This is a genomic window from Thioreductor micantisoli, from assembly GCF_055392745.1.
In genome coordinates this window covers 257,800-284,798 of the sequence record NZ_AP043760.1, presented here as the reverse complement: position 1 = coordinate 284,798, position 26,999 = coordinate 257,800, and the positions used below count along the sequence as shown (strand labels likewise).

The 26,999-nt window shown below is 28.1% G+C and carries 29 protein-coding genes and 1 pseudogene; 12 read left to right on the top strand and 18 right to left on the bottom strand.

Annotated features, from left to right (window positions below; all coding sequences use genetic code 11):
• Positions 1-63 precede the first annotated feature (63 nt).
• Positions 64-624 carry an aminotransferase class IV gene (locus tag ACZ5OA_RS01590; protein WP_464907778.1) on the bottom strand — a complete coding sequence of 187 codons (561 nt, stop codon included), beginning with the start codon at positions 622-624 and terminating at the stop codon, positions 64-66.
• A gap of 97 nt (positions 625-721) precedes the next feature.
• Between ACZ5OA_RS01590 and glnA the strand changes: the two genes are divergently transcribed.
• From glnA to smpB, 9 genes are all read left to right on the top strand, one after another.
• Positions 722-2,164: a type I glutamate--ammonia ligase gene (glnA, locus tag ACZ5OA_RS01585; protein ID WP_464907777.1), complete on the top strand. Its 1,443-nt coding sequence runs from the start codon at positions 722-724 to the stop codon at positions 2,162-2,164.
• Positions 2,165-2,218: 54 nt separating this feature from the next.
• On the top strand, positions 2,219-2,593 hold the full coding sequence (locus ACZ5OA_RS01580; protein ID WP_464907776.1) for a RidA family protein: 375 nt from the start codon (positions 2,219-2,221) through the stop codon (positions 2,591-2,593).
• Positions 2,593-3,909, top strand: coding sequence for an NAD-binding protein (locus ACZ5OA_RS01575; RefSeq protein WP_464907775.1), 1,317 nt, complete (start codon positions 2,593-2,595; stop codon positions 3,907-3,909). The genes ACZ5OA_RS01580 and ACZ5OA_RS01575 overlap by 1 nt, the downstream gene beginning before the upstream one ends.
• A complete protein-coding gene (locus ACZ5OA_RS01570) occupies positions 3,891-5,348 on the top strand; it encodes a TrkH family potassium uptake protein (protein WP_464907774.1) in 1,458 nt (485 codons plus the stop codon). Before ACZ5OA_RS01575 ends, ACZ5OA_RS01570 begins: the two co-directional genes overlap by 19 nt.
• Positions 5,349-5,449: 101 nt before the next feature.
• Positions 5,450-5,758 carry a 50S ribosomal protein L21 gene (gene rplU, locus ACZ5OA_RS01565; RefSeq protein ID WP_464907773.1) on the top strand — a complete coding sequence of 103 codons (309 nt, stop codon included), beginning with the start codon at positions 5,450-5,452 and terminating at the stop codon, positions 5,756-5,758.
• 11 nt (positions 5,759-5,769) lie between these two features.
• Positions 5,770-6,027 carry a 50S ribosomal protein L27 gene (rpmA, locus tag ACZ5OA_RS01560; RefSeq protein ID WP_464907772.1) on the top strand — a complete coding sequence of 86 codons (258 nt, stop codon included), beginning with the start codon at positions 5,770-5,772 and terminating at the stop codon, positions 6,025-6,027.
• Between the two features lie 135 nt (positions 6,028-6,162).
• A complete protein-coding gene (gene obgE, locus ACZ5OA_RS01555) occupies positions 6,163-7,230 on the top strand; it encodes a GTPase ObgE (protein ID WP_464907771.1) in 1,068 nt (355 codons plus the stop codon).
• Positions 7,214-7,972 carry a glutamate 5-kinase gene (gene proB, locus ACZ5OA_RS01550; protein ID WP_464907770.1) on the top strand — a complete coding sequence of 253 codons (759 nt, stop codon included), beginning with the start codon at positions 7,214-7,216 and terminating at the stop codon, positions 7,970-7,972. The genes obgE and proB overlap by 17 nt, the downstream gene beginning before the upstream one ends.
• Entirely contained in the window at positions 7,969-8,421 is a 453-nt protein-coding gene (gene smpB / locus ACZ5OA_RS01545) for an SsrA-binding protein SmpB (RefSeq protein WP_464907769.1), read from the top strand. Before proB ends, smpB begins: the two co-directional genes overlap by 4 nt.
• A 26-nt stretch (positions 8,422-8,447) precedes the next feature.
• Here smpB and hypE read toward each other — a convergent pair whose 3' ends face one another.
• The 9 genes and pseudogenes from hypE to cbiM all read right to left on the bottom strand — a co-directional run bounded on the left by hypE (position 8,448) and on the right by cbiM (position 14,365).
• Positions 8,448-9,425, bottom strand: coding sequence for a hydrogenase expression/formation protein HypE (gene hypE, locus ACZ5OA_RS01540; RefSeq protein ID WP_464907768.1), 978 nt, complete (start codon positions 9,423-9,425; stop codon positions 8,448-8,450).
• A 54-nt stretch (positions 9,426-9,479) separates the two neighbouring features.
• Positions 9,480-9,830 (bottom strand): DUF167 domain-containing protein, encoded by a 351-nt coding sequence (locus ACZ5OA_RS01535; protein ID WP_464907767.1) that lies wholly within the window; start codon positions 9,828-9,830, stop codon positions 9,480-9,482.
• Positions 9,831-10,953, bottom strand: a pseudogene (gene hypD / locus ACZ5OA_RS01530) (hydrogenase formation protein HypD). It abuts the gene before it with no gap.
• Complete coding sequence (locus ACZ5OA_RS01525) at positions 10,946-11,254, bottom strand: HypC/HybG/HupF family hydrogenase formation chaperone (RefSeq protein ID WP_464907766.1); 309 nt, start codon at positions 11,252-11,254, stop codon at positions 10,946-10,948. Before ACZ5OA_RS01525 ends, hypD begins: the two are co-directional and overlap by 8 nt.
• Position 11,255: 1 nt before the next feature.
• Positions 11,256-12,029: a hydrogenase nickel incorporation protein HypB gene (gene hypB / locus ACZ5OA_RS01520; protein ID WP_464907765.1), complete on the bottom strand. Its 774-nt coding sequence runs from the start codon at positions 12,027-12,029 to the stop codon at positions 11,256-11,258.
• 101 nt (positions 12,030-12,130) lie between these two features.
• A complete protein-coding gene (locus tag ACZ5OA_RS01515; protein WP_464907764.1) occupies positions 12,131-12,892 on the bottom strand; it encodes an energy-coupling factor ABC transporter ATP-binding protein in 762 nt (253 codons plus the stop codon).
• Positions 12,889-13,371, bottom strand: coding sequence for an energy-coupling factor transporter transmembrane component T family protein (locus tag ACZ5OA_RS01510; RefSeq protein ID WP_464907763.1), 483 nt, complete (start codon positions 13,369-13,371; stop codon positions 12,889-12,891). Before ACZ5OA_RS01510 ends, ACZ5OA_RS01515 begins: the two co-directional genes overlap by 4 nt.
• A 56-nt stretch (positions 13,372-13,427) precedes the next feature.
• A complete protein-coding gene (locus ACZ5OA_RS01505) occupies positions 13,428-13,730 on the bottom strand; it encodes a PDGLE domain-containing protein (RefSeq protein WP_464907762.1) in 303 nt (100 codons plus the stop codon).
• Positions 13,730-14,365, bottom strand: a complete 636-nt coding sequence (gene cbiM / locus ACZ5OA_RS01500; protein ID WP_464907761.1) for a cobalt transporter CbiM — start codon at positions 14,363-14,365, stop codon at positions 13,730-13,732. Before cbiM ends, ACZ5OA_RS01505 begins: the two co-directional genes overlap by 1 nt.
• 126 nt (positions 14,366-14,491) lie before the next feature.
• On the opposite strand from cbiM, the gene ACZ5OA_RS01495 reads away from it, so the two are divergent.
• Positions 14,492-15,106: a hypothetical protein gene (locus ACZ5OA_RS01495; protein WP_464907760.1), complete on the top strand. Its 615-nt coding sequence runs from the start codon at positions 14,492-14,494 to the stop codon at positions 15,104-15,106.
• Here the strand turns inward: ACZ5OA_RS01495 and hypF are convergent.
• From hypF to ACZ5OA_RS01465, 6 genes are all read right to left on the bottom strand, one after another.
• A complete protein-coding gene (gene hypF, locus ACZ5OA_RS01490; RefSeq protein ID WP_464907759.1) occupies positions 15,101-17,203 on the bottom strand; it encodes a carbamoyltransferase HypF in 2,103 nt (700 codons plus the stop codon). The genes ACZ5OA_RS01495 and hypF overlap by 6 nt on opposite strands.
• A 5-nt stretch (positions 17,204-17,208) precedes the next feature.
• On the bottom strand, positions 17,209-18,936 hold the full coding sequence (locus tag ACZ5OA_RS01485; RefSeq protein ID WP_464907758.1) for a hypothetical protein: 1,728 nt from the start codon (positions 18,934-18,936) through the stop codon (positions 17,209-17,211).
• Positions 18,933-19,502 (bottom strand): HyaD/HybD family hydrogenase maturation endopeptidase, encoded by a 570-nt coding sequence (locus ACZ5OA_RS01480; RefSeq protein ID WP_464907757.1) that lies wholly within the window; start codon positions 19,500-19,502, stop codon positions 18,933-18,935. Before ACZ5OA_RS01480 ends, ACZ5OA_RS01485 begins: the two co-directional genes overlap by 4 nt.
• Positions 19,503-19,599: 97 nt before the next feature.
• A complete protein-coding gene (cybH, locus tag ACZ5OA_RS01475; protein WP_464907756.1) occupies positions 19,600-20,304 on the bottom strand; it encodes a Ni/Fe-hydrogenase, b-type cytochrome subunit in 705 nt (234 codons plus the stop codon).
• A gap of 10 nt (positions 20,305-20,314) precedes the next feature.
• The gene (locus ACZ5OA_RS01470; RefSeq protein WP_464907755.1) at positions 20,315-22,060 is read right to left on the bottom strand and encodes a nickel-dependent hydrogenase large subunit; all 1,746 of its coding nucleotides are present in this window, start codon (positions 22,058-22,060) and stop codon (positions 20,315-20,317) included.
• 3 nt (positions 22,061-22,063) lie between these two features.
• Positions 22,064-23,197 (bottom strand): hydrogenase small subunit, encoded by a 1,134-nt coding sequence (locus ACZ5OA_RS01465; protein ID WP_464907754.1) that lies wholly within the window; start codon positions 23,195-23,197, stop codon positions 22,064-22,066.
• Positions 23,198-23,378: 181 nt separating this feature from the next.
• Here ACZ5OA_RS01465 and hypA point away from each other — a divergent pair, with 181 nt between their 5' ends.
• Complete coding sequence (gene hypA / locus ACZ5OA_RS01460; RefSeq protein WP_464907753.1) at positions 23,379-23,726, top strand: hydrogenase/urease nickel incorporation protein HypA; 348 nt, start codon at positions 23,379-23,381, stop codon at positions 23,724-23,726.
• 28 nt (positions 23,727-23,754) lie between these two features.
• On the opposite strand, the gene ACZ5OA_RS01455 is transcribed toward hypA, so the two are convergent.
• Both ACZ5OA_RS01455 and ACZ5OA_RS01450 read right to left on the bottom strand, forming a co-directional pair.
• Positions 23,755-24,687 carry a ribose-phosphate pyrophosphokinase gene (locus tag ACZ5OA_RS01455; protein WP_464907752.1) on the bottom strand — a complete coding sequence of 311 codons (933 nt, stop codon included), beginning with the start codon at positions 24,685-24,687 and terminating at the stop codon, positions 23,755-23,757.
• Between the two features lie 45 nt (positions 24,688-24,732).
• Positions 24,733-25,935, bottom strand: a complete 1,203-nt coding sequence (locus tag ACZ5OA_RS01450) for an MFS transporter (RefSeq protein ID WP_464907751.1) — start codon at positions 25,933-25,935, stop codon at positions 24,733-24,735.
• Positions 25,936-26,048: 113 nt separating this feature from the next.
• Here ACZ5OA_RS01450 and ACZ5OA_RS01445 point away from each other — a divergent pair, with 113 nt between their 5' ends.
• Complete coding sequence (locus tag ACZ5OA_RS01445) at positions 26,049-26,978, top strand: sugar transferase (RefSeq protein ID WP_464907750.1); 930 nt, start codon at positions 26,049-26,051, stop codon at positions 26,976-26,978.
• Positions 26,979-26,999 lie beyond the last annotated feature (21 nt).

Here is a 26,999-nt window from a genome sequence, read left to right as displayed (position 1 = left end):
TTTACAGTTGTTTCGTTTATTTAGTCAGTACTTTTTGATAAATTACATTACCTTAATATTATATCAAAAAACTATCGAATTTATATCCATTTCATAAAATCCAATAATTGCATTCATCATAGCTACTTTTTGATAATTTTGAATCTCATCTACTTTTATATCTTTCTCTTTTAAAAAACCTTTTTGAATAAGTTCTTCTCTTTTTGTACCTTTCAAAAGTGGAGTTTTGGAAGTTATCCAATGAATTCCATCAAAAAAAGCTAAATTTGAAATAGTCGTATCTGTAACTAATCCATTTTTAACAATTATAACCTCATCAAACCCTTCAATTTTTAAAGAATTTAACTTTTCTCTATTTTCACTTTTATAAGAATACTCAATATCATTACACTCTACTATTTTTAATCTATTAAATTCTCTTTTATTTAATTCAAAATATTCTATTTTTTTTATCTCTTTTTCATAAACTACTCTAACTCGTTTATTTGGAATAATTTCTATATAATCTTTTAAATCAATTTCATTTACATTATAAAAATTTTTACGAGTTTTATTCATTCTATCATTATGAAATTTTAAATTTTCTATTTTTTCAGTTATTAAAATTGTTTCAATATACCCCATTTTTTACCTTTTGTCTAAAATTTAATCACTTTTTTATACACTTTTATCTAAAATAATACTATAATTATTACAAATTTTAAATAAATAAGGAGTTTAAATGACTGCAATAGAGTTTATGAGCGAATGCAAAGAAAAAGAGATTGAATTTATTGATTTTAGATTTACTGATATAAAAGGTGTAAATCACCATGTATGTTATGATATTGATGCAATTGAAGAAGATACATTTAAAAATGGATTACCATTTGATGGAAGTAGTATTCCTGCTTGGAAAACAATTAACGATTCTGATATGGTTTTAATGCCAGATATTGAAATTGGAACTCACTTCGAAGACCCTTTCACAGCTGACCCAACTATGGTTATATTTTGTGATGTATTAAATACAGACTATACTTCATATGATAAATGTCCAAGAGGAATAGCTAAAAATACTTTAAAATACTTAGCTGAAAGTGGAATTGGTGATGTTGCATATTTCGGACCAGAAAATGAATTTTTTGTATTTGATAATATAGTTATCAAAGATGAAGTTAATGCCCAGGCTTATGAAGTAGATACTAGTGAAGGTGGATGGAATGATTATGCAGATTTTGGTGATGAATTAAATACAGGTCATAGACCAAGAACAAAAGGCGGTTATTTCCCAGTAGCACCAGTTGATAGTATGGTAGATTTAAGAGCTGAAATGGTAAAAACTCTTAAAGAAGTTGGACTTGAAACTTTCGTTGTTCATCACGAAGTTGCGCAAGCACAAGGTGAAATCGTTGTTAAATTTGGAACACTTGTAGAAGCTGCCGATAATGTTCAAAAACTTAAATATGTTGTAAAAATGGTAGCACATTTAAATGGTAAAACTGCTACATTTATGCCAAAACCTCTTTATGGTGATAACGGAAATGGAATGCATGTTCATCAATCAGTTTGGAAAAATGGAAAAAACACATTTTATGATGAAAACGGATATGCTCATTTAAGTGACACAGCTAAAAAATATATTGCTGGTGTATTTGCTCATGCTGACGCAGTTACTGCATTTACAGATGCAAGTATGAACTCTTACAAAAGATTACAACCAGGATTTGAAGCTCCAAATATTTTAGCTTATTCTGCAAAAAACAGAAGTGCTTGTTGTAGAATTCCTTTTGGTGCTGGTGAAAAAGCAGTAAGAACTGAATTTAAATTCCCAGATAGTACAGCTAATCCATATTTAGCATTTTCTGTAATGTTACTTGCAGGTCTTGATGGAATTAAAAATAATATGGAAGTTTATGAAGCAGCAAGAAAACCATTAGACGAAGATTTATTTGAATTAAGTTTAGATGAAATCAAAGAAAGAGGAATTAAAACTCTTCCAGCAACTTTAAGAGAAGCTGTTGAAGCTGTTGAAGTTGAATTAAAAGATGATAATAGCTTCTTAAAAGCAGTTATGAGTGATGAATTTATCAAAAGTTATATTGATTATAAATTCGAAACTGAAATCATTCCAATAGAAGGAAGACCACATCCTTACGAATTCATAACTCAATACTCTTGTTAATAAGTTTTTCCCCTTTGGGGATATTTTTGATATAATTCAATAAAAAGGATTTATATGAAAAAAATTTATACTACAAATGCCCCTCAAGCAATAGGGCCATATTCACAAGCTATAAAAATCAATAACTTTATTTATACTTCAGGACAAATCGCACTTACTCCAAATGGAGAATTTCTAGATGGAAATATAACAGCTCAAACAAAACAAGTATGTGAAAATTTAAAAGCTGTATTGGAAGAAGCAGGTGTAAGTATGCAAAATGTAGTAAAAACTACAATATTTTTGGCAAATATGAATGATTTTAATGATTTAAATATAGTTTATGGAGAATATTTTTCACATAAACCAGCAAGAAGTACAGTTGCTGTAAAAACTTTACCAAAAAATGCTCTTGTAGAAATAGAGTGTATAGCTTTTACAAATAAATAATGAATATAATCATTGCTGGAGTTGGTAAAGTTGGATATAGATTAGCTAAAACTTTATCAATAAATAATAATATTTTTGTAATTGATATTAATAAAGAAGCTTTAAATAAATTACAAGAAACTATAGACATTATGCCAATAATTGGAGATATTAAAAATCCTGAAACTTTTAAAACATTACTAGATAAAAATTTTGATATATTTATAGCTGTAACTGATAGTGACGATGCAAATATATTATCAAGTGTAATTATTGATGATGTTATTCATGTTGAAAAAAAAATTATTAGACTTAGAAATCAATATTTTAAAAAAAGTTCAGTTATAAAAAAATTAAATATTGATTATTCAGTATTTCCAATTATTGAAACTGCAAATTCTGTTAAATCACTATTAGAATTTCCAAAGGCTAATAATTTAAAAAATTTTTTATTTACAGATTTTAAACTTGTATCAATAGTAATAAAAGAAGATATAGATATACAAAATTTGGAAAATGAAAAACTAATTATTGTAGGAATAGAAAGAAATAAAGAATTTTTTATTGCAAATAAAGATAAAATATTGCAAAAAAATGATTTAGTTTATGTATTTGGAGATATTGACACTATAAAAAACATTTGTTCTATAATAAATAAAGACCCTATAAATGAAACGCAAAAAATTACTATTTTAGGTGCAGATTTATTGGGAATTGAAATTGCAAAAATGCTTTTATTAAATAAAAACAATCAAATAAAAATTATAGAAGAAGATATAAAATTATGTAAAAAAGCATCTGAAATATTACAAAATGAAGTAACAATAATTAATGAAAAATTCCTAAATGATATCCTTTATAAAGAAGAAAATCTTAAAAATTCTGATATGTTTATTATAACAAGCAATAATGAAGAAAAAAATATTGTAAAAGCATTAGAAGCAAAAGAAAATGGAATTAAAAAGATTATTACTATTAATAATAATCTTGAATATTATAATCTTTTACATAATTTTGGTATTACTATTGTTAGAGGTCCCAAAATTAATGCTTATTATGCAATTCTTGAACAAATTGCTACTAACAATATTATTACTGAAAAACATTTTTGTGGTGGAGAAGGGGTAGTTTTCATCAGAAAAATTTCTGCATATTCTATGCTAATAGATAAAACTATAAAACCTCTTAAAAATGAAGATTTAATTTCTTTTTATATAAGAAACAATGAAATATATAGTTTTGATACAGAAATAATTTTACAAAATGATGATTTAATAGTAATATTTGCTAAATCATTATTAGAAGGAACAATAAAAGAATGGATTTTCAATCTTTAAAAAATATTAGTAAATTTATAAGTACAATTGGAATTAGTATTTCATTATTTTTTCTTATTCCTTTATTTACTGGATTATATTATCATGACAATATTAAAAATCTTTTAATATTTGATATTAGTTTTTTTGTAATAAATTTTACAATTTTTTTGTTATTATTAAATCATCATATTAAAATGACTATTAAAGAATCTATTCTTATAGTTAATTTAGTATGGATTTTATTGGGAATTATTGGAGGTATTTCTTTATGTTTAACATCAAATATAAATTTTTATGATGGATTTTTTGAAGCAGTTAGCGGATTTACCACAACAGGAGCTACAATATATAACAATGTCGAAGATTTATCTCATACAACTTTGATGCTAAGAAGTTTGATGAATTGGCTTGGGGGTGTTGGTATAGTTGTATTAAGTGTCGGATTATTACCTTTTATTAATCCAAGTGGTTCTCTTACTCTTTTCAAAGCAGAATCCACAGGAATAAAAATGGATAAATTAACTCCAAAAATAAAAGATACAGCACTTAGACTTTGGGGAATATATTTTATTTTAACTTTTGTAGATATGGTATTATTACATATTGAAGGTATGAATTTTTTTGATGCTATAAATCATTCATTTACTACAATATCTACAGGTGGTTTTTCTACAAAAAACAGTTCTATAGGCTATTGGGATAACAATACTCTAATCATATGGACCACAACTATTTTTATGTTATTATCTGGAATGAATTTTATTGCTCATTTAAAGTTATTTTTTTATAAAAGTGCTAGTGATTATAAGATTGAAGAAATTAAATGGTATATAATTATTTTTACTATTTTATCATTATCTTTAACATTAGTTCATTTTTTTCATTCTCATGACACATTTTTTTATTCATTAACTCATTCCTGTTTTACAATTTCTTCAATTCTTACAACAACTGGATATGATTCAGTTGATTATGGAAAATGGTGTACTGCTGCAATTGCAATTATTTTTATAGCTATGTTTAGTGGTGGGACTACAGGAAGTACAGCTGGAGGTATGAAAGTCATAAGATATATAGTTTTATTTAAAAATTTAAATATTCAAATAAAAAAAATACTTCATCCAAATGCAATAATAGACATTTATATTGATAAAACTAAAATTACTAATTCAATTTTAAATAATATTAGTGGCTTCTTTTTATTATTTATTTTTACAAATTTAGGCTTAAGCTTATTTTTATATGCACAAGGATATGATTTTTTAACTGCATTTAGTGCTAGTATAGCTTGTATAGGTAATATAGGGCCAGGATTTTCATTAGTAGGGCCAGCTCAAAACTTTAGCCTCTTCAATCCAACAGATAAAATTGTATTGGCTATTTTTATGATAATTGGAAGATTGGAATTTTATACTTTTATAATATTGTTTAGTAAAGAATTCTGGAAAAAATTTTAAATACAAATATTTAATGTTTTAACTTAATTTAAGCTTAATTTAAACTTTATTTTGATAAAATACCACACTAAAAAAACAAACCACTTCAAAGGTGATATAAAATGTATGCTATCGTAAAAAATGGTGGAAAACAATATAAGGTTCAAGAAGGTGATATTTTACTATTTGATAAAATGAATTTAGAACCAAAATCTGAAATTGAACTTGATGTTTTACTACTAGATAATAATGGTGATGTAAAAATAGGAACTCCGTTAGTTGAAAATGCTAAAGTGAAAGCTGAAGTAATCAATGAAGGTAGAGGAGAAAAAGTTATAATCTTCAAAAAAAGAAGAAGAAAAGATTCTAAGAAAAAAAGAGGTTTCAGAAGAGACTTCACAAGAGTTAGAATTACTAAAATTGAAGCGTAAAGGAGACTGATATGGCTCATAAAAAAGGACAGGGATCTACTCAAAACAATAGAGACTCAGCTGGTAGAAGATTAGGCGTAAAAAAATTTGGTGGTGAATTTGTAAGAGCTGGTAATATTATTATCAGACAAAGAGGAACAAAAGTTCATGCTGGAAATAATGTAGGACTTGGAAAAGATCATACAATTTTTGCTTTAACTGATGGATTTGTAAAATTCGAAATTAAAGATAAAACAAGAAAAAAAGTTTCAGTTTATTCTGAAAAATAATTTTCCCTCTTCTCTACGGAGACTCTCAAAAAAATCCCCTAATTTATGTTATAATTCTTAATGTTTATTATTTTAAAGTTTATACTTTTTAAATATATTTTAAAATAATTTATAAATTTCAAATAAAGGTAATTAATGTTCGTAGATAATGTAAAAATAAAAGCAACAAGTGGAAAAGGTGGTGCTGGATGTGCTTCTTTTCATAGAGAAAAATTCATCATCAAAGGTGGACCCGATGGTGGAAATGGTGGAAAAGGTGGAGATGTTTATATCTTAGCAGATAAAAATAGCCATACTTTATCACATTTCACTGGAACTAGACACATAAAAGCAAAAAATGGAAATCCTGGAAAAGGTAGAAATTGTTATGGAAAAGGTGGCGAAGATGCTTATATCATCGTACCGCCTGGAACTCAAATATTTGACGAGGAAACTGGTGAACTTCTAGCTGATATGAATGAAGATGGTCAAAAGATTAAACTTCTTGAAGGTGGTAAAGGGGGACTTGGAAATGTACATTTCAAAAGTGCCACTAACCAAAGACCGAGTTATGCCCAACCGGGACTGCCTGGAGTTACAAAAGAATTAAGGCTAGAACTTAAATTAATTGCAGATGTGGGACTTGTAGGATTTCCAAATGTAGGAAAATCAACACTTATTTCAACTATTTCAAATGCAGAACCTGAAATAGCTAACTATGAATTTACAACTATTACTCCTAAACTTGGAGTTGTAAAAGTTGGAGATTATGAAAGTTTCGTAATGGCTGATATTCCAGGAATTATAGAAAATGCAAGTGAAGGAAAAGGGCTTGGAATTGAGTTTCTAAGACATATAGAAAGAACTCAAATACTTCTTTATATGATAGATTTAGCAAATTATAGAGACCCTGTAACTCAGTTTAAAACTCTACAAAAAGAGGTAAAAAAATACTCAGAAGTTTTATCAAAAAGAAAATTTGCAATAGCTCTTACAAAAGCAGATGTAACAATTGCCGAAATGGCAGATGAGTTTTTTGAAAAAATGAATATCAAACCAACAAATTCATCTAAATATGGACTTAATACAGATTTGGCTAACTATTTTGGAGAGAATCCAGAATTTATCATTCCAATTTCATCTGTAACTCACTATAATATAGAACCACTTAAATGGGCTTTATTTGATATTGTTAAGGAAAATAGGAATGCGAATAGTAATTAAAGTAGGTACAGCAACTTTATATCAAAATGAAAAACTTTCCACTAGAATAGATAATTTGGTGGAATTTCTTTCTACTCTAAATAAAAACAATGAAGTAATTTTAGTTTCAAGTGGTGCAGTAGGTGCTGGATATACAAAATGTAAACTTGATAAAAATAATATATCAAACAAACAAGCACTTGCCTCTATTGGACAACCGCTACTCATGAAAGAATATAAAATCAGATTTGAAAAATATCATCAAGTAGTAGCACAAGTTTTACTAACTGCTCAAGATTTTGATAGTAGAAAAAGAACAAAAAATGCTAAAAATATGATAGAAGTTTTACTTGATAATAAAGTAATTCCTATTATAAACGAAAACGATGCAGTTTCCATAGAAGAAATAGTTTTTGGGGATAATGATCAACTAAGCGCATATGTTTCTCACTATTTTGATGCAGATTTATTAGTTATTTTAAGCGATATTGATGGTCTTTACGACTCAAATCCAAAAGAAAATCCAAATGCAAGATTATTAAAAATAGTTACCAAAATTGATGAAAGACTTATGCAAACTCCTTGTAATCCAAATGATAAATTTGCAACAGGTGGAATTGTTACCAAACTAAAAGCTGCTGAATTTCTAATGCAAAAAGATAAAAATATGTTTTTAACAAGTGGTTTTGATTTAAGTGATATAAAATCATTCTTAATTGATGGCATTCACAAAAATGGAACGCTTTTTAAAGGAACAAAATGAAAATAGTAGCAAGAAATAGAAAAGCTTTTCACGATTATGAAATTTTAGAAAAATATGAAGCGGGAATTGAGCTTTTGGGAAGTGAAGTAAAAGCTCTTAGAATGGGGAGAATAAATCTAAAAGATAGCTATGTAAAAATCAATAATGGGGAAGCTTGGTGGATGCAAGGACACATTTCCAATCTAGAAACTACAAATGCTCATTATAGACATGATGAAACAAGACCTAAAAAATTATTACTTCATAAAAAAGAGATTGGAAAATTAGTAGGGGCGACAAGTGAAAGAGGATATTCATTAATTCCTATTAATTTACACTTCAATCACAAAAACAAAGCTAAATTAACTGTCGCTATAGCAAAAGGAAAACAACTTCACGATAAAAGACAAGCCTTAAAAGAAAAAACTCTCAAAAGAGAAGCACAAAGTGCTATGAAAAAATATATATAATATTTTTGAATTATCAATAAAAATTTTTAACAAATTCTTGGTAACAATTCTCCTTTAGGAAGTTCAATATATCTTTTTGTTCCATAAGAACTATTCAAAACAACTTTTTTAGTATCAGTAACTTTTCCAATAATATTAGCATTTTGATTGAATTTTTTTAATACTTCAAGTGCTTTTTCACTATCATTTTTATCAACTGCTACAATAAAAGTACCTTCATTCGCTAAGTCCATAGGTTCAAATCCAAAAATTTCACAAAGCCCAACTACTTCATCACTAATAGGTAAATTTTCTTCATTTATATCAATTCCAACATCACTGGCTTTCACCCATTCATTTAGTACTGCACTGATTCCACCTCTTGTAGCATCTCTTAGGGCTTTAATATTAATACCTGATTCAATCAAAGCATTCACTTCATCCCATAAAACTTTACAATCAGTTGTAGCTTCTGTCTCAACATCATATCTATTTGCCATAACTATACTTCCATGTCTTCCTATATCCCCATTAACTAAGACAATATCCCCTATTTCCAAATTATGAGCAGAAATATTATCTTTTTGAATTTCTCCAATTCCACTTGTATTAATAAAAATTTTATCAACACTTCCTTTGGGAACTACTTTTGTATCCCCACATACGATTTTTGCTCCAACTTTATTTAATTCATTGCTCATAGTTTTTACAATTTCTTCAAGCTCTTTAAAACTTAATCCCTCTTCAATCATAAATCCGCAACTTAAAAATGTAGGTTTTGCACCCATCATTGATAAATCATTACAAGTTCCTGCTATAGCTAATTTTCCAATATTTCCACCATTAAAAAACAAAGGTGACACAGTAAAAGAATCAGTAGTAAAAGCTGTTTTTCCTTTTAACTCCACAACTGCTGCATCTTCTGCACTTGTTAAAATTTCATTATCAAAATATTTATAAAATAAATCATTTATAAGTCTGTTAGTTTCTTCTCCACCACCACCATACGCTAATGTTATACTCATAATTTTCCTTTGTATTTTATTTTTATTGTCTTTTTCAACAATACATAACATAAATTATTTAAACACACTTGGAAGTTTCTTTGGATTAGTGACTTTTAATTGTTTATTTACATTCATTCGTCCAAAGACAACCTCAATATCTTTAACTTTAACACCAAATTCACCTGCTAAAAATTTAACTAAATAATCAGTTGCTTTCCCATTTATTGGAGCAGAAGCTACAGATATTCTCAATTGATTTCTTAGAGGCTTACCTATTTTTGTTACCTTAGAAGATGGCTTACCAAGAATATTAAAAACCAAGACATTACCTTCCCACCAAAACCATTTTCTTCCATTTTTATACTCTTGCAACTTATTTACTTTTGCGATTTTATCTTCTTGTTTTTTTCGTTTTTTTGCCATTTATTTTGCATATCTATAATAAGCATTACAAGCACCTTCATCACTTACCATACAACTACCATAAGGACTTGAAGGAGTACAAGCTTTTCCAAAAAGTTTACAATCAGTTGGTGTTGCAAGTCCTCTCAAAATTTTCCCACAAATACATAATTTATGGTCATCTATTGGTTTATTTGGTAATACATCTGCAAATATTTTTTCAGCATCATACATTGCATATTCATCTTTTAATTTAAGTGCAGATTTCGGAATATCCCCAAGTCCTCTCCATCTAAATGAGTCTCCGCACTTCCATAAATTCATTGATTAAATTTTGTGCTACAACATTTCCTTCATATGTAGCTGCTCTTGTATATTGAATCTCTACTCTTGGTTTCTTTTCAATTTTTTGTTTAACTAGCATTAAAAGAGATTCCATTACATCTACTGGTTCAAATCCCGCTATAACTACAGGTGTATTATATTCCTCTACTAAAAATTCATAATTTTTTGCACCTGTAATTACACTTACATTACTAGGCCCTATAAAAGCATTTATTCTAGCTTCTCCGCTATTCATAATAGCTCTTATTGGAGGCGGAACTAAAACATGATTTAAGTGATAATAAATATTTGTAATTCCTTCACCTAAAGCTTTTTTCATAAGTGCTGCAGTCATGGGAGTTGTTGTCTCAAACCCTATAGCAAAAAATACTACTTTTTTATCTGGATTTTTTTTTGCAATATCTAATACATCAAAAGTAGAATGAAGAGGCCTTACATCAGTACCTTCAGCTCTTACTTTTGCAAGAGAGCCTTCACTTCCAGGAACTCTAATCATATCTCCAAGTGTCGCTAAAATTACATCTTTTTGTTTAGCCAAAGTTATAGCATGATCTATTCTCTCTTTTGGCATAATACAAACAGGACATCCAGGTCCATGAATAAATTCTATATTTTTAGGCATAAGTTGTTTGATACCATATTTCATAATAGTATGAGTATGACCCCCGCAAATTTCCATAACTCTCATAGGATCATCAAGCTTTTCTGAGAGTTTATGTATTTCTTTTGCCAAAGCTTTTATTGTCCCAGGGTCTCTAAACTTAAAATATAAATCTTTTAAAGTTAAATCATTATTCATTATCTTCCTTTGGTGTATAAAGCAAAGGCCCATCTTCTTTTCTCAGCCTTTCAGGATCTATTGCATACTCTTCTTGCATAGCACCCTCAGCTAACATTTTATAAATTTCTATACTTTCAAGGGCAAATTTTTCATCTATTTTTCCCATTGCGTAACCTACATGAATTAAAATATAATCACCCTCTTTTACTTCTTCATTCATCAAATCTAAACTTACTTTTCTTGTTACTCCTAATGTATCAACCTCAGCCATATTATTTTCATCTATTTTTATAATTTTACTTGGAATTGCTAAACACATATTAGGCCTTTAAACTTGTCAAATGTTCTTCTCTTCTTTCTTTCATCCATTCGATTACTTCATCTAAACCAACACCTGTTTTATTGTTAAGTAAAATTACTTTAACTCCTGGTTTTAATTTATCTGCTTCTTTTTTTGCTCTATCTATATCGAAATCAAAAAATTGTAACATATCACATTTAGTAATAATTACAACATCTGCTTGTCTAAACATTACAGGATATTTTTCTATTTTATCATCACCTTCTGGAACACTTACAAATACCATATTAAAATGCGCTCCTACATCATAACTAGCAGGACAAACTAAATTTCCTACATTTTCTATAAATGCTATTTCATTTTCTTCAAAAGGAAACTGAGGAGTTGCTTTTTTTACCATTCCAGCATCTAAATGACATGCTCTTCCAGTCTGTAATTGAAATGACCAAATTCCTTTATTTCTAATTCTATCAGCGTCACGACTAGTCTCTAAATCCCCTTCAATTACTCCAAATTTAAAAGGACCTTTGTCAGCTAAATTTTCAAGAGTTGTAGTTTTCCCACTTCCAGGAGAGCTCATCATATTAAAACAAGTTACTTTATGCTTATCAAATTCAGCTCTTATTTCATCAGCCATTTGATTATTTTTACTTAAAATCTTTTCTATTATTTTAACTTTATGAGTTAATTGAGGATTATTTTCAATATCCTCATTTATTCCATGATTATGATTATGTTCGTGACTATGTTCATGGTCGTGTTCGTGAGTTCCGCATCCGCATTCTACACACATATTTGTCTCCTTATAAATGATTATTTTTTAATTAACTAACTTTATTGTACACAAAATCTTCTTAAAAAGAGTTAAAATTTTTAATTTCTTATATAAAAAAACTAAAAATGTAAATGATAATGAGAATGAGCAAAATTTTTATGTTTATGTTTGTGATTATGAATAAGATTTGCTTTTAATAAAATATCTAAATTTTTCATAAGCTCTTCCATATCATTATCATAAATAATTTTATGCTCTTCATTCATTACAACTGCTCTATCACTAAGTTCATAAGCTAATGATAAATCATGAGTTGCTATAATAACAGTTTGATTTAATTCATACATAAAATCTATAAACCAACCTGTAGTTTTGGGATCCATCGCAGCCGTTGGTTCATCAAGCAATAAAATTTTAGGCTCATAAACCATAATGGCTGAGAGCATAACTTTTTGTTTTTCCCCACCACTAAGCTCAAGTGGAGACTTTTTCAAATATTTTTCTATTCCAAATTTTTTTGCTATTTCTAAAACCCTATCTTCAATATTATCAAAGCCAAACTCTTTAAGTGAAAAAGCAATTTCATCAAAAACTGTTGGATTAAATATCATAGAATCTGGATTTTGAAATAATATCCCTATATTTTTTCTAAATTTCAAATCAATATTTCTTTTTTTTATAACTTTTTCTTCAAAAATATACTCACCTTTTTTTAAAAAATAAAGGCCTGCTAATATCCTTAAAATAGTAGATTTTCCACTTCCATTATTTCCAAGTAAAACAAGTTTTTCATTTTCTTTAATTTTTAGGTTTATATCATTTAAAGCTAAATTATCCTCATAATAAAAATATCCATTTTCAATATTTACAAATTCATTCATTTTTTTACCTTTTCACTAAAAAATCCTCTTGCTTTTAATGCCAAACTTTTTTCTTTTGAATCTTTAAAAGCTTTTGTAAAAAAGAATTTCAAAGTATTTGTAATAAATGCTTTTTCTTTATTTCTCAAAGATACAACTCTTGATTTAAATGCCATTCTGAAGTCTTCAAATGTTTTTTTATAGGAAAAAATTTGGGATAAAGTCATTGTAAGTAAATAAGTTAAATCTTTTGAAAAAGAAAAGAATTGAATAACATTAATTTTATCAAAAAATGTAAATACAAAATATGTAAGCATAAATACTTTTAAATTAATATAAATAATGTAATTCCATGGAGAAAATCCATTAATATAAGCCATTAACACATAACCTAAACTAACTCCTAAATTAAAGAAAAAAATTGAAACAAATACTTTTTTACTTCTCTTAAAAAGATTTTTTATATCAACTAAAAAAAGAATAAAAATTGATAATAACATCAATTCTATACTTTTAATATATAAAAGAAATAAAAAAATTGAAATAAATAAAACTCTCAAGATTTTTTTCTCTTAACTGTTAAATATAGTAAATAATAAATAGCTATAACTAAAATTACTCCTACAATTGCAGATATATAATATCCAACTACTGAATTAGCTCCAATCATTGAATAATCAGGAAGTAAATGATGAAAATCCAATGTTTTTTGTAATTTAAGGATACCATTTGGTACAAAACCTAATACTTTTTGATAATAATCAGCACCCCACTCACCCCAAGCATCTGCACTTGTCAAAAGTCCTAATGGTACTAATGCAATTAAAATCCCTAACAATATATATATTTTCTTTTTCATTATGCTAACCTTTCTGTCTTTTTACCAAGTAAAGAATAAACTATTTGAGTTAATATTCCTTCAGCAAATCCTATTATTAAATGAGCTCCTATCATAGCGGGTAAAGCTACTTTTAATCCAAAAGGGAAATATTCAGGATGTCCATTTGAAGTCCAAAATATTGGTTGAATTCCAAGAATTAATCCTACAAAAGCGGCAGAACAAACAATTCCAATATATCCTGCAACAAATGGGGCAAATTTATATTTTTTTAACATATTAAATACATAATAACCCACAAAACTACCAACAAATCCCATTGAAAGTGAATTCATAGCCCAAGTACTGATTCCACCATCTCCAAATACTACAGCTTGAATAAGTAATACTAAAGAAACAGAAACAAATCCAACCCATGGACCAAAAAGTATGGCAATAGCCACAGCTCCTACAGCGTGTGCACTTGTTCCACCAGGAATAGGAATATTAAACATCATTATAATGAAGCTCAAAGCACTCAAAGCCGAAACTATTGGTAAAGTTTCTTCATTTAATTTTTCTTTTAATCTTTTAAACCCATAAAACCATAGCGGTACAACAATAGCATAAGTAACAACACAAGTTTCAGGTGAAAGATAACCATCAGGTATATGCATCTTAAAACTCCTTTTATTTTTTTGTAATTAAATTATAACTTAAAAACTTAAAAAAAACTTAAATTTTCTTTTTTCTTATATAATTTTGGGACTAAACGTGTTATAATAAAACTAAAAAGGAATAATTTGAGCTGTATTTATTGTAATCACTCTGTTTTATACAAATTAAAAAATGGATATTATAAATGTGCTAAATGTAAAAGAAAATTTTCTCCTAAAAAACTTGAAAAAAAAGCTAAAATATTAAAAGGTTTTTTAGATTTTTTATCTCCCACACAAATAGGACAAAAATATAATATATCTTATGCGACTGTTGTAAAAGAAATTAAGAATATTAGAAAAACAGTTATAAATATTTGTGAAGAAAAATATTTAGAAAAAAAAAATATTGTCGAATTTAATGAATATTTATATATTCCCAAAAGTCTTAGAAAAAATAAAAATTCTATTTATAAAGCAAAAAACTTTTTAACAATTAATTATGATGATAAAATTTACAATATAATGCTAAGTGATATGCAAACATATAAAAATTCAACTTCAGAAGAGATTAAATCTTTTTTTGTACAAACTCAAATCATAAATCTAAAAGAACAAATTATATTACTTGATTTTTGGGAATATTTTGAACAATTTATAAAAAGATATAAAGGAATAAAAGATGAAAACTTTATCTTTTATTTAAAAGAAGCAGAATTTAGATTTAATGAGTTCAAAATTGAAGTAAAAGATATTTTATAAATTCCAAACTCCCCAAGCAACTTGCCCTAAACTTATACCACCATCATTAATTGGAATTTTTTGATTGAAATATACATTATCCAAAAGAGTTAAAAGAGTTTTATTTTGAAAAACTCCTCCTGTTACAATCACTGGTAAATCATACTCTTTTTGAAGTTTTTTAATTATATTTGCTAAACTATTTAAAAAAACTGAAGAAATTAACTCGAAATTTCCTCTATTTTGTACTACAAATTCAAGCAAAGGTAAAAACTTTATCTCTTTTTCTATTTTTAAATCAATAAACTTTTTTATTGAATAATTATAATATTTCTCAATCAAAATCCCACTATAACCTTCATACTCATTTTTCTCTATATATCCACCTAAATATGCCACTATATCAAAAATTCTACCAACTGATGAAGTTAATGGAAATGAACCTTTTTTGAGAGTTTGAGCTAATTTATAATTTTTATAATTTTTTGCTAAATTATCATTTAATAGTCCAACTGCCATATTGGCCGGATTTTTAACAGCTTTTTCTGTTCCAATTAATTTAAAATATTTAAAATGATGAATTCTTTCGTAACTGCTTCTATCTGCTATAAAAACTTCTCCACCCCAAATAGCACCGTCATCCCCATATCCTGTTCCATCCCAAGCAATTACAAGAGCTTTTTCTAAATCAAATTCAAAAAGTCCTGCCAAACTATGAGCATAATGATGTTGTATTTCTATAAGCTTTTTATTTTGAGCTTTTGCCCATTTCGTAGATTCATAATAAGGATGTTTATCACAAATAATTATATCTTCTTCAAACGAATAAAGTCTTCTAAAAGTTTCTATCGTTCTTTGGAAATATTCTATACTTCCAATTGTTCCTAAATCTCCGATGTGTGGAGATAATATAACTTTATTTTCAAAAGCCAAACTAATTGTACTTTTTTGATTCGCCCCTACTGCTAAAATTTTTGGTTTTATATGTTTTTTGATATTAAACGAAAAAGGGGCAAATCCTCTTGATAATCTCATAGTAATATATTTATCTTTTATAGATTGGATTACAGAATCATCACATCCATTTACAATTTTTCTATCATAATCTAAAACATCATCGACTACATTTTCAAACTTCTCTTTTAACTCTTTATTATCTATTATGATAGGTTCATTTGAGATATTAGCACTTGTAGCAACTATAGGAAAATCAAAATATTCAAAAAGTAAATAATGAATAGGAGTATAAGGTAAAAAAACACCATATTTATTTATTTCGGGAGCAATACTTTTTAACTCTTTTTTCTTTTTAACTAAAACTATTGGCTTTTCTTTACTTAAAATTAACTTTTCATCAATTTCAGTTATTTCACAATAATTTTTAATAGTTTCTATATTTTTGAACATCATAGCAAAAGGTTTTTTAGGACGATTTTTTCTTTTTCTTAATGTTTTGACTGCTTCTTCATTTGTAGCATCGCAAACAAGATGAAATCCCCCAAGCCCTTTAATAGCTACAATTTTACCATCTTTAATTTGATTAGCTATAATCTTAATATCTTTATTAAGTTTAGGACCACACTCATAACAACTAATTGGCTGAGCATGATATCTTCTATTTTCTGGATTTTTATACTCTTTTTGACACTCCTCGCACATTTGAAATTCGCTCATAGAAGTATTCTTCCTATCATAAGGAATATCTTGCATAATTGTATATCTAGGTCCACAATTGGTACAATTAATAAAAGGATATAAATATCGTCTATTATTTTTATCAAACATTTCTTTTAGACACTCATCACAAACGGCAATATCAGGAGAAATTGAAGTTGTTTTCGTAGTTAACTTTGATTCTTTTATATAAAAATCATTAAAATTATCATCTTCTAAAATTTCATATTCAATTTCATCAATTCTTGCAAGTGGAGGTAAATTGTTTTTCAAAATTTTTATAAATTCTTGGACATTTATATTTTCTTTTTGAATCTCTAAGATAACTCCATCACTACTATTTAAAATATAACCTTTTAAAGCTAATTTTTTTGCTAATTTATAAAGAGTAGGCCTAAATCCTACTCCTTGAACGATTCCATTTATTCTAAATTTAACTCTCAAAAATTTTATACTTTAGAATTAATTACAGCACTTCCATATGCTTCTATCGCTCCACTCATAGGCAAAGATTTTGGAATAAAAATAGGATAATTTTTTGAAATATTTGTATAAGTTTTATTTAAAAACTCTCCTTCAAACATATCTCCTACCAAAATAGCACCACTTAATTCCATTTCTTTACTTAAAGTTTCATAAATAGTATTTAAAAATTCTGCAAAACTTTCAATCACTCCAAAACTTATTAAATAATTATCTACACCTGCTAGTTTAAAACTCATAGCAGTTCTTATAGCCCATAATGGATTTAGATTTTTTTCTTCCATTTTATAGTCAATTCTTGGACCCTTTTTGGTAAGTGCACCATTTGAATAATCAATTAGTTTATTATATGCTTTATCTATATTTTTATCAAACCCTAAAATAATTCCAATCAATCCCCATAAATAAGCAATTCCTTGCTTTTGTGTAGTTAAATTGGCATCAAGCGCATTCATAAATTTTTGATTTTCTTTTTTCATATAATTTTCGATCAATTTCGGACCTGTTTCATCCATTACTTTAATTTGAGCAAAAACATCTTCAAAAGAATCAAATTTAAAATCAAAATTCACATATTCTACTAATCCAAATTTAGGAGAATTCAACAAAATTTGACTTTTGTCATTTAGATAAAAAGTACATCCAACTGTTATTTTATTTTCTAATTTCCATTGATTTAAAACTCCCAAAAATCCTGCAAAATTTTTCTCTGTTTCTTTTGTTTCTATTTTAGGTAAATTATCTTCGAAATCTATAATAGTTTTTTCTTCATCTGAATATGCCCCAAATTTAGAATTAATCCCCAAAACAACTTTACCTAAACTATCACTATATTGAGGAATTAAACTTCTCTCTCCACTTTCGGGAATAATAATATGTTTTTTTGTATCAGTTACAACTGCAATAATATTTTCTTCTTCTTTTACATCAAATTCAAAATAATTGCTTTTTTCTACTTTTGTAAGTGATAACATCTCAACATCTTTTAATTCTTCAAATAATAAATCTAAGATCATATCATCAGGAAGTTTTACATAAAAAGCAACATTACTACTTTCAAAAGTTTTTTTAAATGTTAAATTTGTTTTTAATTTAACAAAAGGTTTTTCTATACTTCCTAAAGCTTTGGCATCTCCTTCAAAACTCATAAAATAATTAGCAATTACATTTAAATCTTTTACTACTAGATAATTAGTATCTAAATTTGTACTTAATTTATATTTACCATTCATTGTTTGAATAGAAGCTTCACCTTTTGTCTTTAACTTATTAGCAATATTTTCAAAAATAGTTTTATAATTATCTTCTTTTTTTACATTACTTACTTGATAACCACAAATTTCGCAATGATGAAAAGGATTATAATAATTTTTATTATTTTTATCTTTCACTTCTCGTAAACATCTAGGACAAGGGGGTAAATTTATTTTAGGAAATTCATTTGGTACAAACTCTACAAAATCTTCAGTAACTTCTGCATCTATTGATTCCATAAAAATAGAAAGAGGAAGCTCTTTTGATAAAGTATCAGAATAATTTGTTAGTTCTTCTTCGCTTCCTTTTACATAAACAGTTAAAAATTTTTCTATTCTTTCAAATCCTATTTCTAAACCCATCTCTTTTGCAGTTCTTATAAAAAATTTTTCAATTATTCCATTGTTACCACTATATTTTAAAATAAATTTTAATATCATACTTCTAATCCTTTTAATGAAAATTCTGGTACACCTTTTTTATAAGAAATTCTTGCAATATCTTGTAAATTTGCATTCTCATTTTTGATTTCAACTTCTACACCATTTTTCTTAAGCTCATCAATTAAGATCTTTTCCATAACTTTCGCTGCTTTTAAAACTTCATCAGTTATAGTAAAAGTAGTATCTTCTCCAATCACATATGGGATAACTCCGATAATTTTGGTTTCTGGTAAATCACCCATCATTTCTATCATTTGAAGAGTTTGAAGCATTTCTACTTCATGAGCGCTTCCTTGCCATAATACACATTCAGGTACTTCTCTGAAATCAAAGAAATAAACATCACCAATTTTAGCATCATCTACATTTACACAGTCAAATACAAATACTTTATCATATTCTACGATAATAGGTATTAGTTGTTGAGCTAATGTCCCTCCATCTACAATATCTACTTTATGATTTTTAAAATTATATTTTTCATCAATGTAATTTGATAAATGTACTCCTATCCCTTCATCTCCGAATAGAATATTACCTATTCCTAAAACTAATATTTTCATTTATTGCCTTTTGATTTTTAATATGGTAGGTAGAAAATAGCGAACTATTCACTACTTACTATACAATTAGCTATATAGTAGAAGAAGAGAAAAAGAATTATTCTTTATCTTCTTTATCCTCTTTTTCCCATTTTTCACCAGAGAAAATAGCATCCATTGAACCATTTTTATTAAACACAGCATTAAATACTGCCATATAAATATGAATCATTACAATAACAATAATTCCCCACATAAATATATGATGCCAAAGTCTTACATATGCAAGTCCTCCAACTAATGTTTCAATAAATTTTGCAAATGGATATAAAAATCCACCAAGTCCTTGATGATAAACTTCTGCATACAAAGTAAACCCTGTAATTATAACTCCATAAAAAAATACATAAAGAGCAAAATATGCCCAAAATTGTAATGGATTATAAACACCTTTTGTATGAGGATGTTTAGAAAGTAACATATAATATCCAACTTGTTGGATTGCTACTTTTATATTAAAAGCATCTTTCAAAGATTCTCTTTCAAATTTTCCTTCTCTAAAAAAGAAAAAGAAAATAGTTTTATATAAAACATCTGCAGTCATCGCAAAACCAGCAATAATATGAAATTCTCTAAAATATCCTTGTGTAAATCTCGTAGGATCTATGGATACATTAGCGTAAGTTACAAATGGATCTGCAATATAAAAACCTGTTGCAATAAGGATAAAAATTGAAATTGCTCTTATCCAATGTTGCCATCTATAACCAGCGGAAAATTCAATTCCACCGATATAATTTCCCATTTTTGTTAAAAATTTCATTTTTGCCTCCTTAAACTGAGCATGCCCCATATAATGGGTCTACTTTAAATTCTCCAAGTTTTTTACCTTTTACATCCATTACATGAACTGCACATGCGATACATGGGTCATAACTATGAATACTTCTAATAACTTCTAATGGTTTTGCAGTATCTGCAAGTTTCATACCAATTAAATTAACTTCATAAGCACCTTTTTTACCTTCTGCATCAACTGGTCCTGCATTCCAAGTAGATGGAACTACAGCTTGCCAATTTTCGATTTTTCCATCTTTGATTCTACACCAGTGACTTAAAGTTCCTCTTGGAGCTTCTCCAATAAATCTACCTTTATATTCTTTATCTGCATCAATTTTATATGGAGTTACTGTACTTTGATCAGATTTTAGATTTTCAACTAAACTATTAAATGCTGTTAAACCGTCATCAGCAATAAGTTTAGCTTGCAACATTCTTCCAGCAGTTCTACCTAATACTGTAAATAAAGCTTCAGCAGGAAGTCCAGTTTTAGCTAAAAAGTCATTTACTATTTTTTGAACTTTTTTATCACCTTTTGCATAATTAACCACTATAGTTGCAAGTGGCCCAGTTTCCATAGGTTCTTTATCATATCTTGGAGATTTAATCCATGAATATTTACCTTTTGGATCAGCTACTTTTGTATTTACAAGATTACCTTTTCCATCGATTGATTTACCATCTACATATCCAGTATATTCTGGAATTGTTTCTCCATTATATGGATGTCTATATCCAGTATCTTGGTACCAGCTATGAGTTACATCTTCTTCTATTTTACTTTCATCAATTGGATAGAATTTTGTTAAATCATAATCTTTAATATATCCACTAGCATTTAACAACCATTCTTTTTTACCAATTTGAAATTCTTGATGTGCTATAAAATTACCCAAATTTGTTTTTTGAGTAACACTTGGTTCATTTCTGTAAGCTTCTGCTGCCATTACAATATCAGCATAATAAGCTCTATTTACAAAATCTGCTACTTGTTGGAATCTAGTTAAATATTCACCTAATCTACTTGGATCTTGTAAATCCATAATACAAGTAACACCACCAACAGTTAAACTTTGTGGATGCGGATTTTTACCACCAAAAATTGCCATTGCTTGAGCTGCAATTCTTTGAATTTCAAGTGTTTTTAAATAATGACTTAAAGCAATTAAGTTTTGTTCTGGTGAAAATCTCATTGTTTTATGACCAAAATATGCGTTTTTAAATGGCCCTAAATCACCTCTTTTAGCAAATTCTGTTATTTTCTTTTGAACTTCACTCAATTCATCAGCACCTGTTGCTAATGGTTCATAACCATCTGGAACATATTTAAATGCTAATTTACTTGCTTTCATCGGATCAGCTTTTAATGCACTAAAAATATCTACCCAATCAAGTCCATGTAATTGATAGAAATGCACCACATGATCATGAAAAAATAATACTTCATTCATCAAAGTTCTTGTAAGTTCTGCATTTAAAGGTGGTTTGATACCTAAAGCATCTTCAACAGCAATAATACCTGCTCTATAATGAGAATATGTACAAACTCCACAGATTCTACCTGTCATAAACCCTGCATCTCTAGGATCTCTTCCTTTTACAATAACTTCTATTCCTCTCCATAAAGTAGCAGAAGAATAAGCATCTGTTACTACATTATCATCATCTACTACAACTTCAACTCTTAAATGTCCTTCTATTCTTGTAATAGGATCTATCACTACTCTTTTTTTTGCCATAAATTACTCCTTAGGATTTTTAATTGCACTTAATGCTGCATGCGCTGCTATAGCAACACCTGCTACTGTTAAAATAGTTGCGCCAATTTTATCTGCTGTGGCATCTACTGAGGCTGATGCAAATTTATGATCTGCAAGTGGTTCTTCATATGGTGCCATACTATCCCAGAAATCTGGTTCACTACATCCGATACATCCATGTCCCGCTTGAACTGGCCAAGAAGTATGTTGATTAAATCTTTCTCTTGAACAGTTATTGAATGTATAAGGACCTTTACAACCTTGTTTATACAAACAAAATCCATTTTCTGCACCATCATCACCAAATTCTTCTACAAATTCTCCTGCATCAAAATGTCCTCTTCTTTCACATAAATCATGAATTCTAAGTCCATATGCAAATTTAGGTCTGTTGAAATTATCCACAGCTGGAAGTGTTCCAAATAAAATTACATGTAAAATAGTTCCTACTATATTTTTTGCACTTGGTGGACAACCTGGCACATTAATTACCGGCTTGTCAATTACTTTATCAACACCTTTTGCTCCTATTGGATTTGGCGCTGCTGCTTGAATACCACCAAACGCACTACATGTTCCAACACTTATAATAGCTGCTGCTTTGTCAGCAGTTTCTTTAAGTTTTTGCATTCCTGTCTTAGCTTGTGGCCCCATTGTCAAGAAACTTCCGTTATCTTTAGTTGGAACTCCACCTTCTACACATAAAATAAATTTACCTGCAAATTTTTCAAGTGCTTCTTCATAATTTTCTTCTGCTTGCCAACCTGCTGCTGCCATTAAAGTATCATGATATTGAAGATTAATAAAATTAAAGATCAAATTATCAATAGTTGGTGTATCGGTTCTAATCAAACTTTCACTACAACCTGTACATTCTGCTAAATGTAACCATATTACTGGCAATCTATCACTTACTTCAGCTGCCTGAGCAATTACTGGAGCGAATGATGAAGATAATCCTAACATTGCTGCCATTGAACCTGACCATTTAAGAAAATCCCTTCTTGTAAATCCATTTTCTTCTAACACATTAGAAATAGATTTTGTACCTATTCCTGGTAGTTTTTTAAGAGAGTCTAATCTCTCTTTTATTTTTTGAATAGTTTTTTCATGCATTTTAACCTCCTGAGTTTTTATTCATGCTTGTATTATATAATAAATAACTATTCATATTCAAGTCATTTACTAAAAATTTATAAATTTGTAGATTTTTATTACTTTTTAGTAACAAAAAAGAATAATCCTTATTTTTTTATGCATAATATAATATAATTTCATAAAAATAAAAGGTAAAATAATGCATGAATACTCAATAGTCGATTCACTATTACAATTAGCTGATGAACATACAAAAAAAAATAATGCAAAAAAAGTAACTAAACTTGAAATAAAAATAGGTGTTTTAAGTGGAGTAGAACCAGATTTATTACAAACAGCTTTTGATACATTTAAAGAAGGAACTGTATGTGGGGAAGCAGAATTTATTATGAATATCCAGCCTGTCGTCATTCATTGTAAAGATTGTGATTATAAAGGCTCTCTTAAAAAAAATGAATATTATTGCCCTAAATGTAAAAGTGCAAATCTAGAAATAATAGATGGAGAGGATATGTATCTTATGAGCTTAGAGCTTGAAAGTGACTAAAATCTCTTCCCAAAAGGGAAGAAAAGTTTTACATATCAAAAAGTTTATTTACACTTTCGTTGAAATATACTCTTCTGATAACTTCTGCAAATAAATCACTTGTATCAAGAACTGTTACTTTTTCACACTCTTTTACCAAAGGAATTGTATTTGTAATTACTAGTTCATCAAGTGAAGACTCTTTGATTCTATCAAATGCTGGACCACTTAAAACACCATGAGTTGCACACGCCATTACAGAAGTTGCCCCAGCTTCTTTGAGTGCATTTGCCCCATGAGTTATAGTCCCAGCTGTATCAATCATATCATCGATCAAAATTACATCTTTTCCTTCAACATCACCGATAATATTCATAACTTCACTTTGATTTGCTTTTTCTCTTCTTTTATCGATAATTACCATATCAAGTCCAAGTTTCGCAGCAAAATATCTAGCTCTTGCTACTCCACCAACATCAGGAGAAGCTATTATTGGATTTGGTAATTTTTTATTTCTGATATGGTCTTGAAATAAAATACTTCCGTAAAGATTATCAACAGGAATATCAAAAAATCCTTGAATTTGTCCTGCATGCAAATCCATAGTTACGATTCTATCAATTCCGGCTTTTTCCATTAGATTAGCTACTAATTTAGCAGTGATAGGGACTCTCGGAGCTGCTTTTCTATCTTGTCTTGCATATCCAAAATAAGGAATAATAGCAGTAATTTTATTTGCACTTGCTCTCCTCAAGGCATCTGTCATAATAAGTAGTTCCATTAAATTTGCATTTGCAGGAGCAGATGTTGGCTGAACTATAAAAACATCTCTACCTCTTATACTTTCTTTGATCTGAACACTGATTTCACCATCACTAAATCTCTTAATATCGGCTTTCCCCACACTCATACCTAAATGGTTCGCTATATCTTGCGTTAAACTAGGATTCGCTGTTCCTGAAAAAATCTTATAACCTCTCATGATATTTCCTTATTTGTAATCAATTTGTAATGAAATTATATCAAATTAAATTCTTTTTGTTAGATAAAGTCCTATGCTAATCATAAAAATCGTAAACAGATATAAAACATTATAACCTAAATATTTCAAAATAAATCCACCTAAAATCGGGAAAAATAGTCCAATTGAAGTGATATTTGATTGGAGTGCGGTATAAATTGGTCTTTTATCTTCTGGTGCTATTTCAAAAATCAAATTCATTCCACTTATACTAAATCCGTCCATTGCCAAACCAAATAAGAAAAAAACAACTGCATATGAATATGGATTATTAGCAAAAAAAGCCACTACAAAAGCAAGAATTACAAATATGAAGCTTAGTTGCATCATAAGTTTATAATTTTTTAGTTTTCTCCATATAAAAAAACTTCCTATGATGCTACCAATCATTTGAACAGTAATAAATCCTCCAAGCATCCACCCTGTTAAAGTAAATGAAGTATCTGCTTTTAAAATGATAAAAGGATAAGAAAAAAGATAACTAAATCCCAAAAATATAACAATAATTTGATTTTGCAGTCTTTTATCTTCTTTTAAAATCACAATAGAATTTTTTAAAAATTTAATAAAACTTTGCTCTTTTTCTCTGATATTTTGTTTCTCTGGCTCTTCAATAGTTCCAAATGCTACAAAACCAATAGCCATCAAAAAACTACTTACCATAAATAAATATGCATAATTCAGAGGTGCCTCAAAATTTTGCAAAACATATCCAGCGACTCCACCGCTCAAAATTGAGCCAATTGCCGTAAAAATTTGACGATTTGCCATCGTTCTACCGCGATAATCTTTTGAAAAAACTTTCGCTAATATCTCTTTGAAATATATTGCACCAAACCCTGCAGTAAAACTAAAACCAAAAAGCCCTATTCCAATAAGCCATAAAGTCAGAGTTTTGTTCGAATCTCCTACAAAATAAATAGCTAAACCTATCAAAAACCAACTAAACCACCTAAAAAAGAAAACCATTCTCATATAAGGCATCACTTTTATATATTCTTGTGCATAAAACGCTGCAAAAAGTTGCACCATAATCGCCCCACCTTTTAGAAGTGAAGCAAAAACTCCTACCAAAACTACACTTTGGCTAAAATGATGCACAATAAGCGGTAAAATTGTAGAAGGCTCAGCTACCGTCACTGCTATAGCCAAAAAAAATCCATGCATTATGTTTTTTATATTTGCTTTTGGGTCATTTATCTTAAACATTTATATCCTTTAAAAAAAGGATTATATCAAAATTCTATCTAACAGCAGTATATTTTCAATTCTAAATTAGATATAATTACGGTAAATTTGTAATTATATTTAGGAGTTATTATATGTTGATTTTAGGTAGAAAATATAAATTCACTCCACTTGAATTAAAAAGATTAAATAAAAAATTCGATAATATCAATATTGTAAGATGTAGAAACAGAGATGAAAATGAAGTGTTAAAAGAATTAGAAGAATATACAAAACCAAATGATTTTGATTTGTTAGTTTTAAATACAAAAGCAAAAGTAGGCGATGATATTATAAAATATTTAACATCTCTCCAATTCAAAATTAAAAATTCATCATTCAAAATTATGACTATAGAGCAATTTGTAGAAGAATTTTTATTTAAGTGTTATATTCCAGAAAATTTAAATGATTTAAACTACCTAACAAATATCCGTCCATATAATAAATTTGAATATGCTATTAAAAAAACAATAGATTATATATCTATTGTTTTCCTATGGATTGCACATCAATATTTCAAACCAAAAGTACAAAAAGCTATGCAAGAGCAATCTCCTGGAAATCTTTACTTTACTCAACCAAGAGTAGGAAAAGATGCACAAATCTTTCAATGTTACAAATTTAGGACTATGCACGAAAATTCTGAACACAATCCCTATACACAAGAAAATGATACAAGAATTTTCACTTATGGTGATTTTATGAGAAAAACAAGAATAGATGAAATCCCTCAATACAAAAATATTTTAAAAGGTGAAATGCACCTCATCGGCCCAAGAGCTGAATGGAATATTCTCGTAGAAGATTATGAAAAAAAACTTCCATATTATCATGAAAGACATGTTGTAGCACCAGGAATCACTGGCTGGGCACAAGTAAATTATCCATATGGAAGAAATATAGAAGACACCAAACAAAAACTTATGTATGACTTATATTATATTAAACATTGGTCACTTCTACTTGAGATGAAAGTTATTTGGAAAACTGTGATGGTTGTTGTGGGGAAGAAAGGGCTATAAGTTTATTACTTACCTATAAAT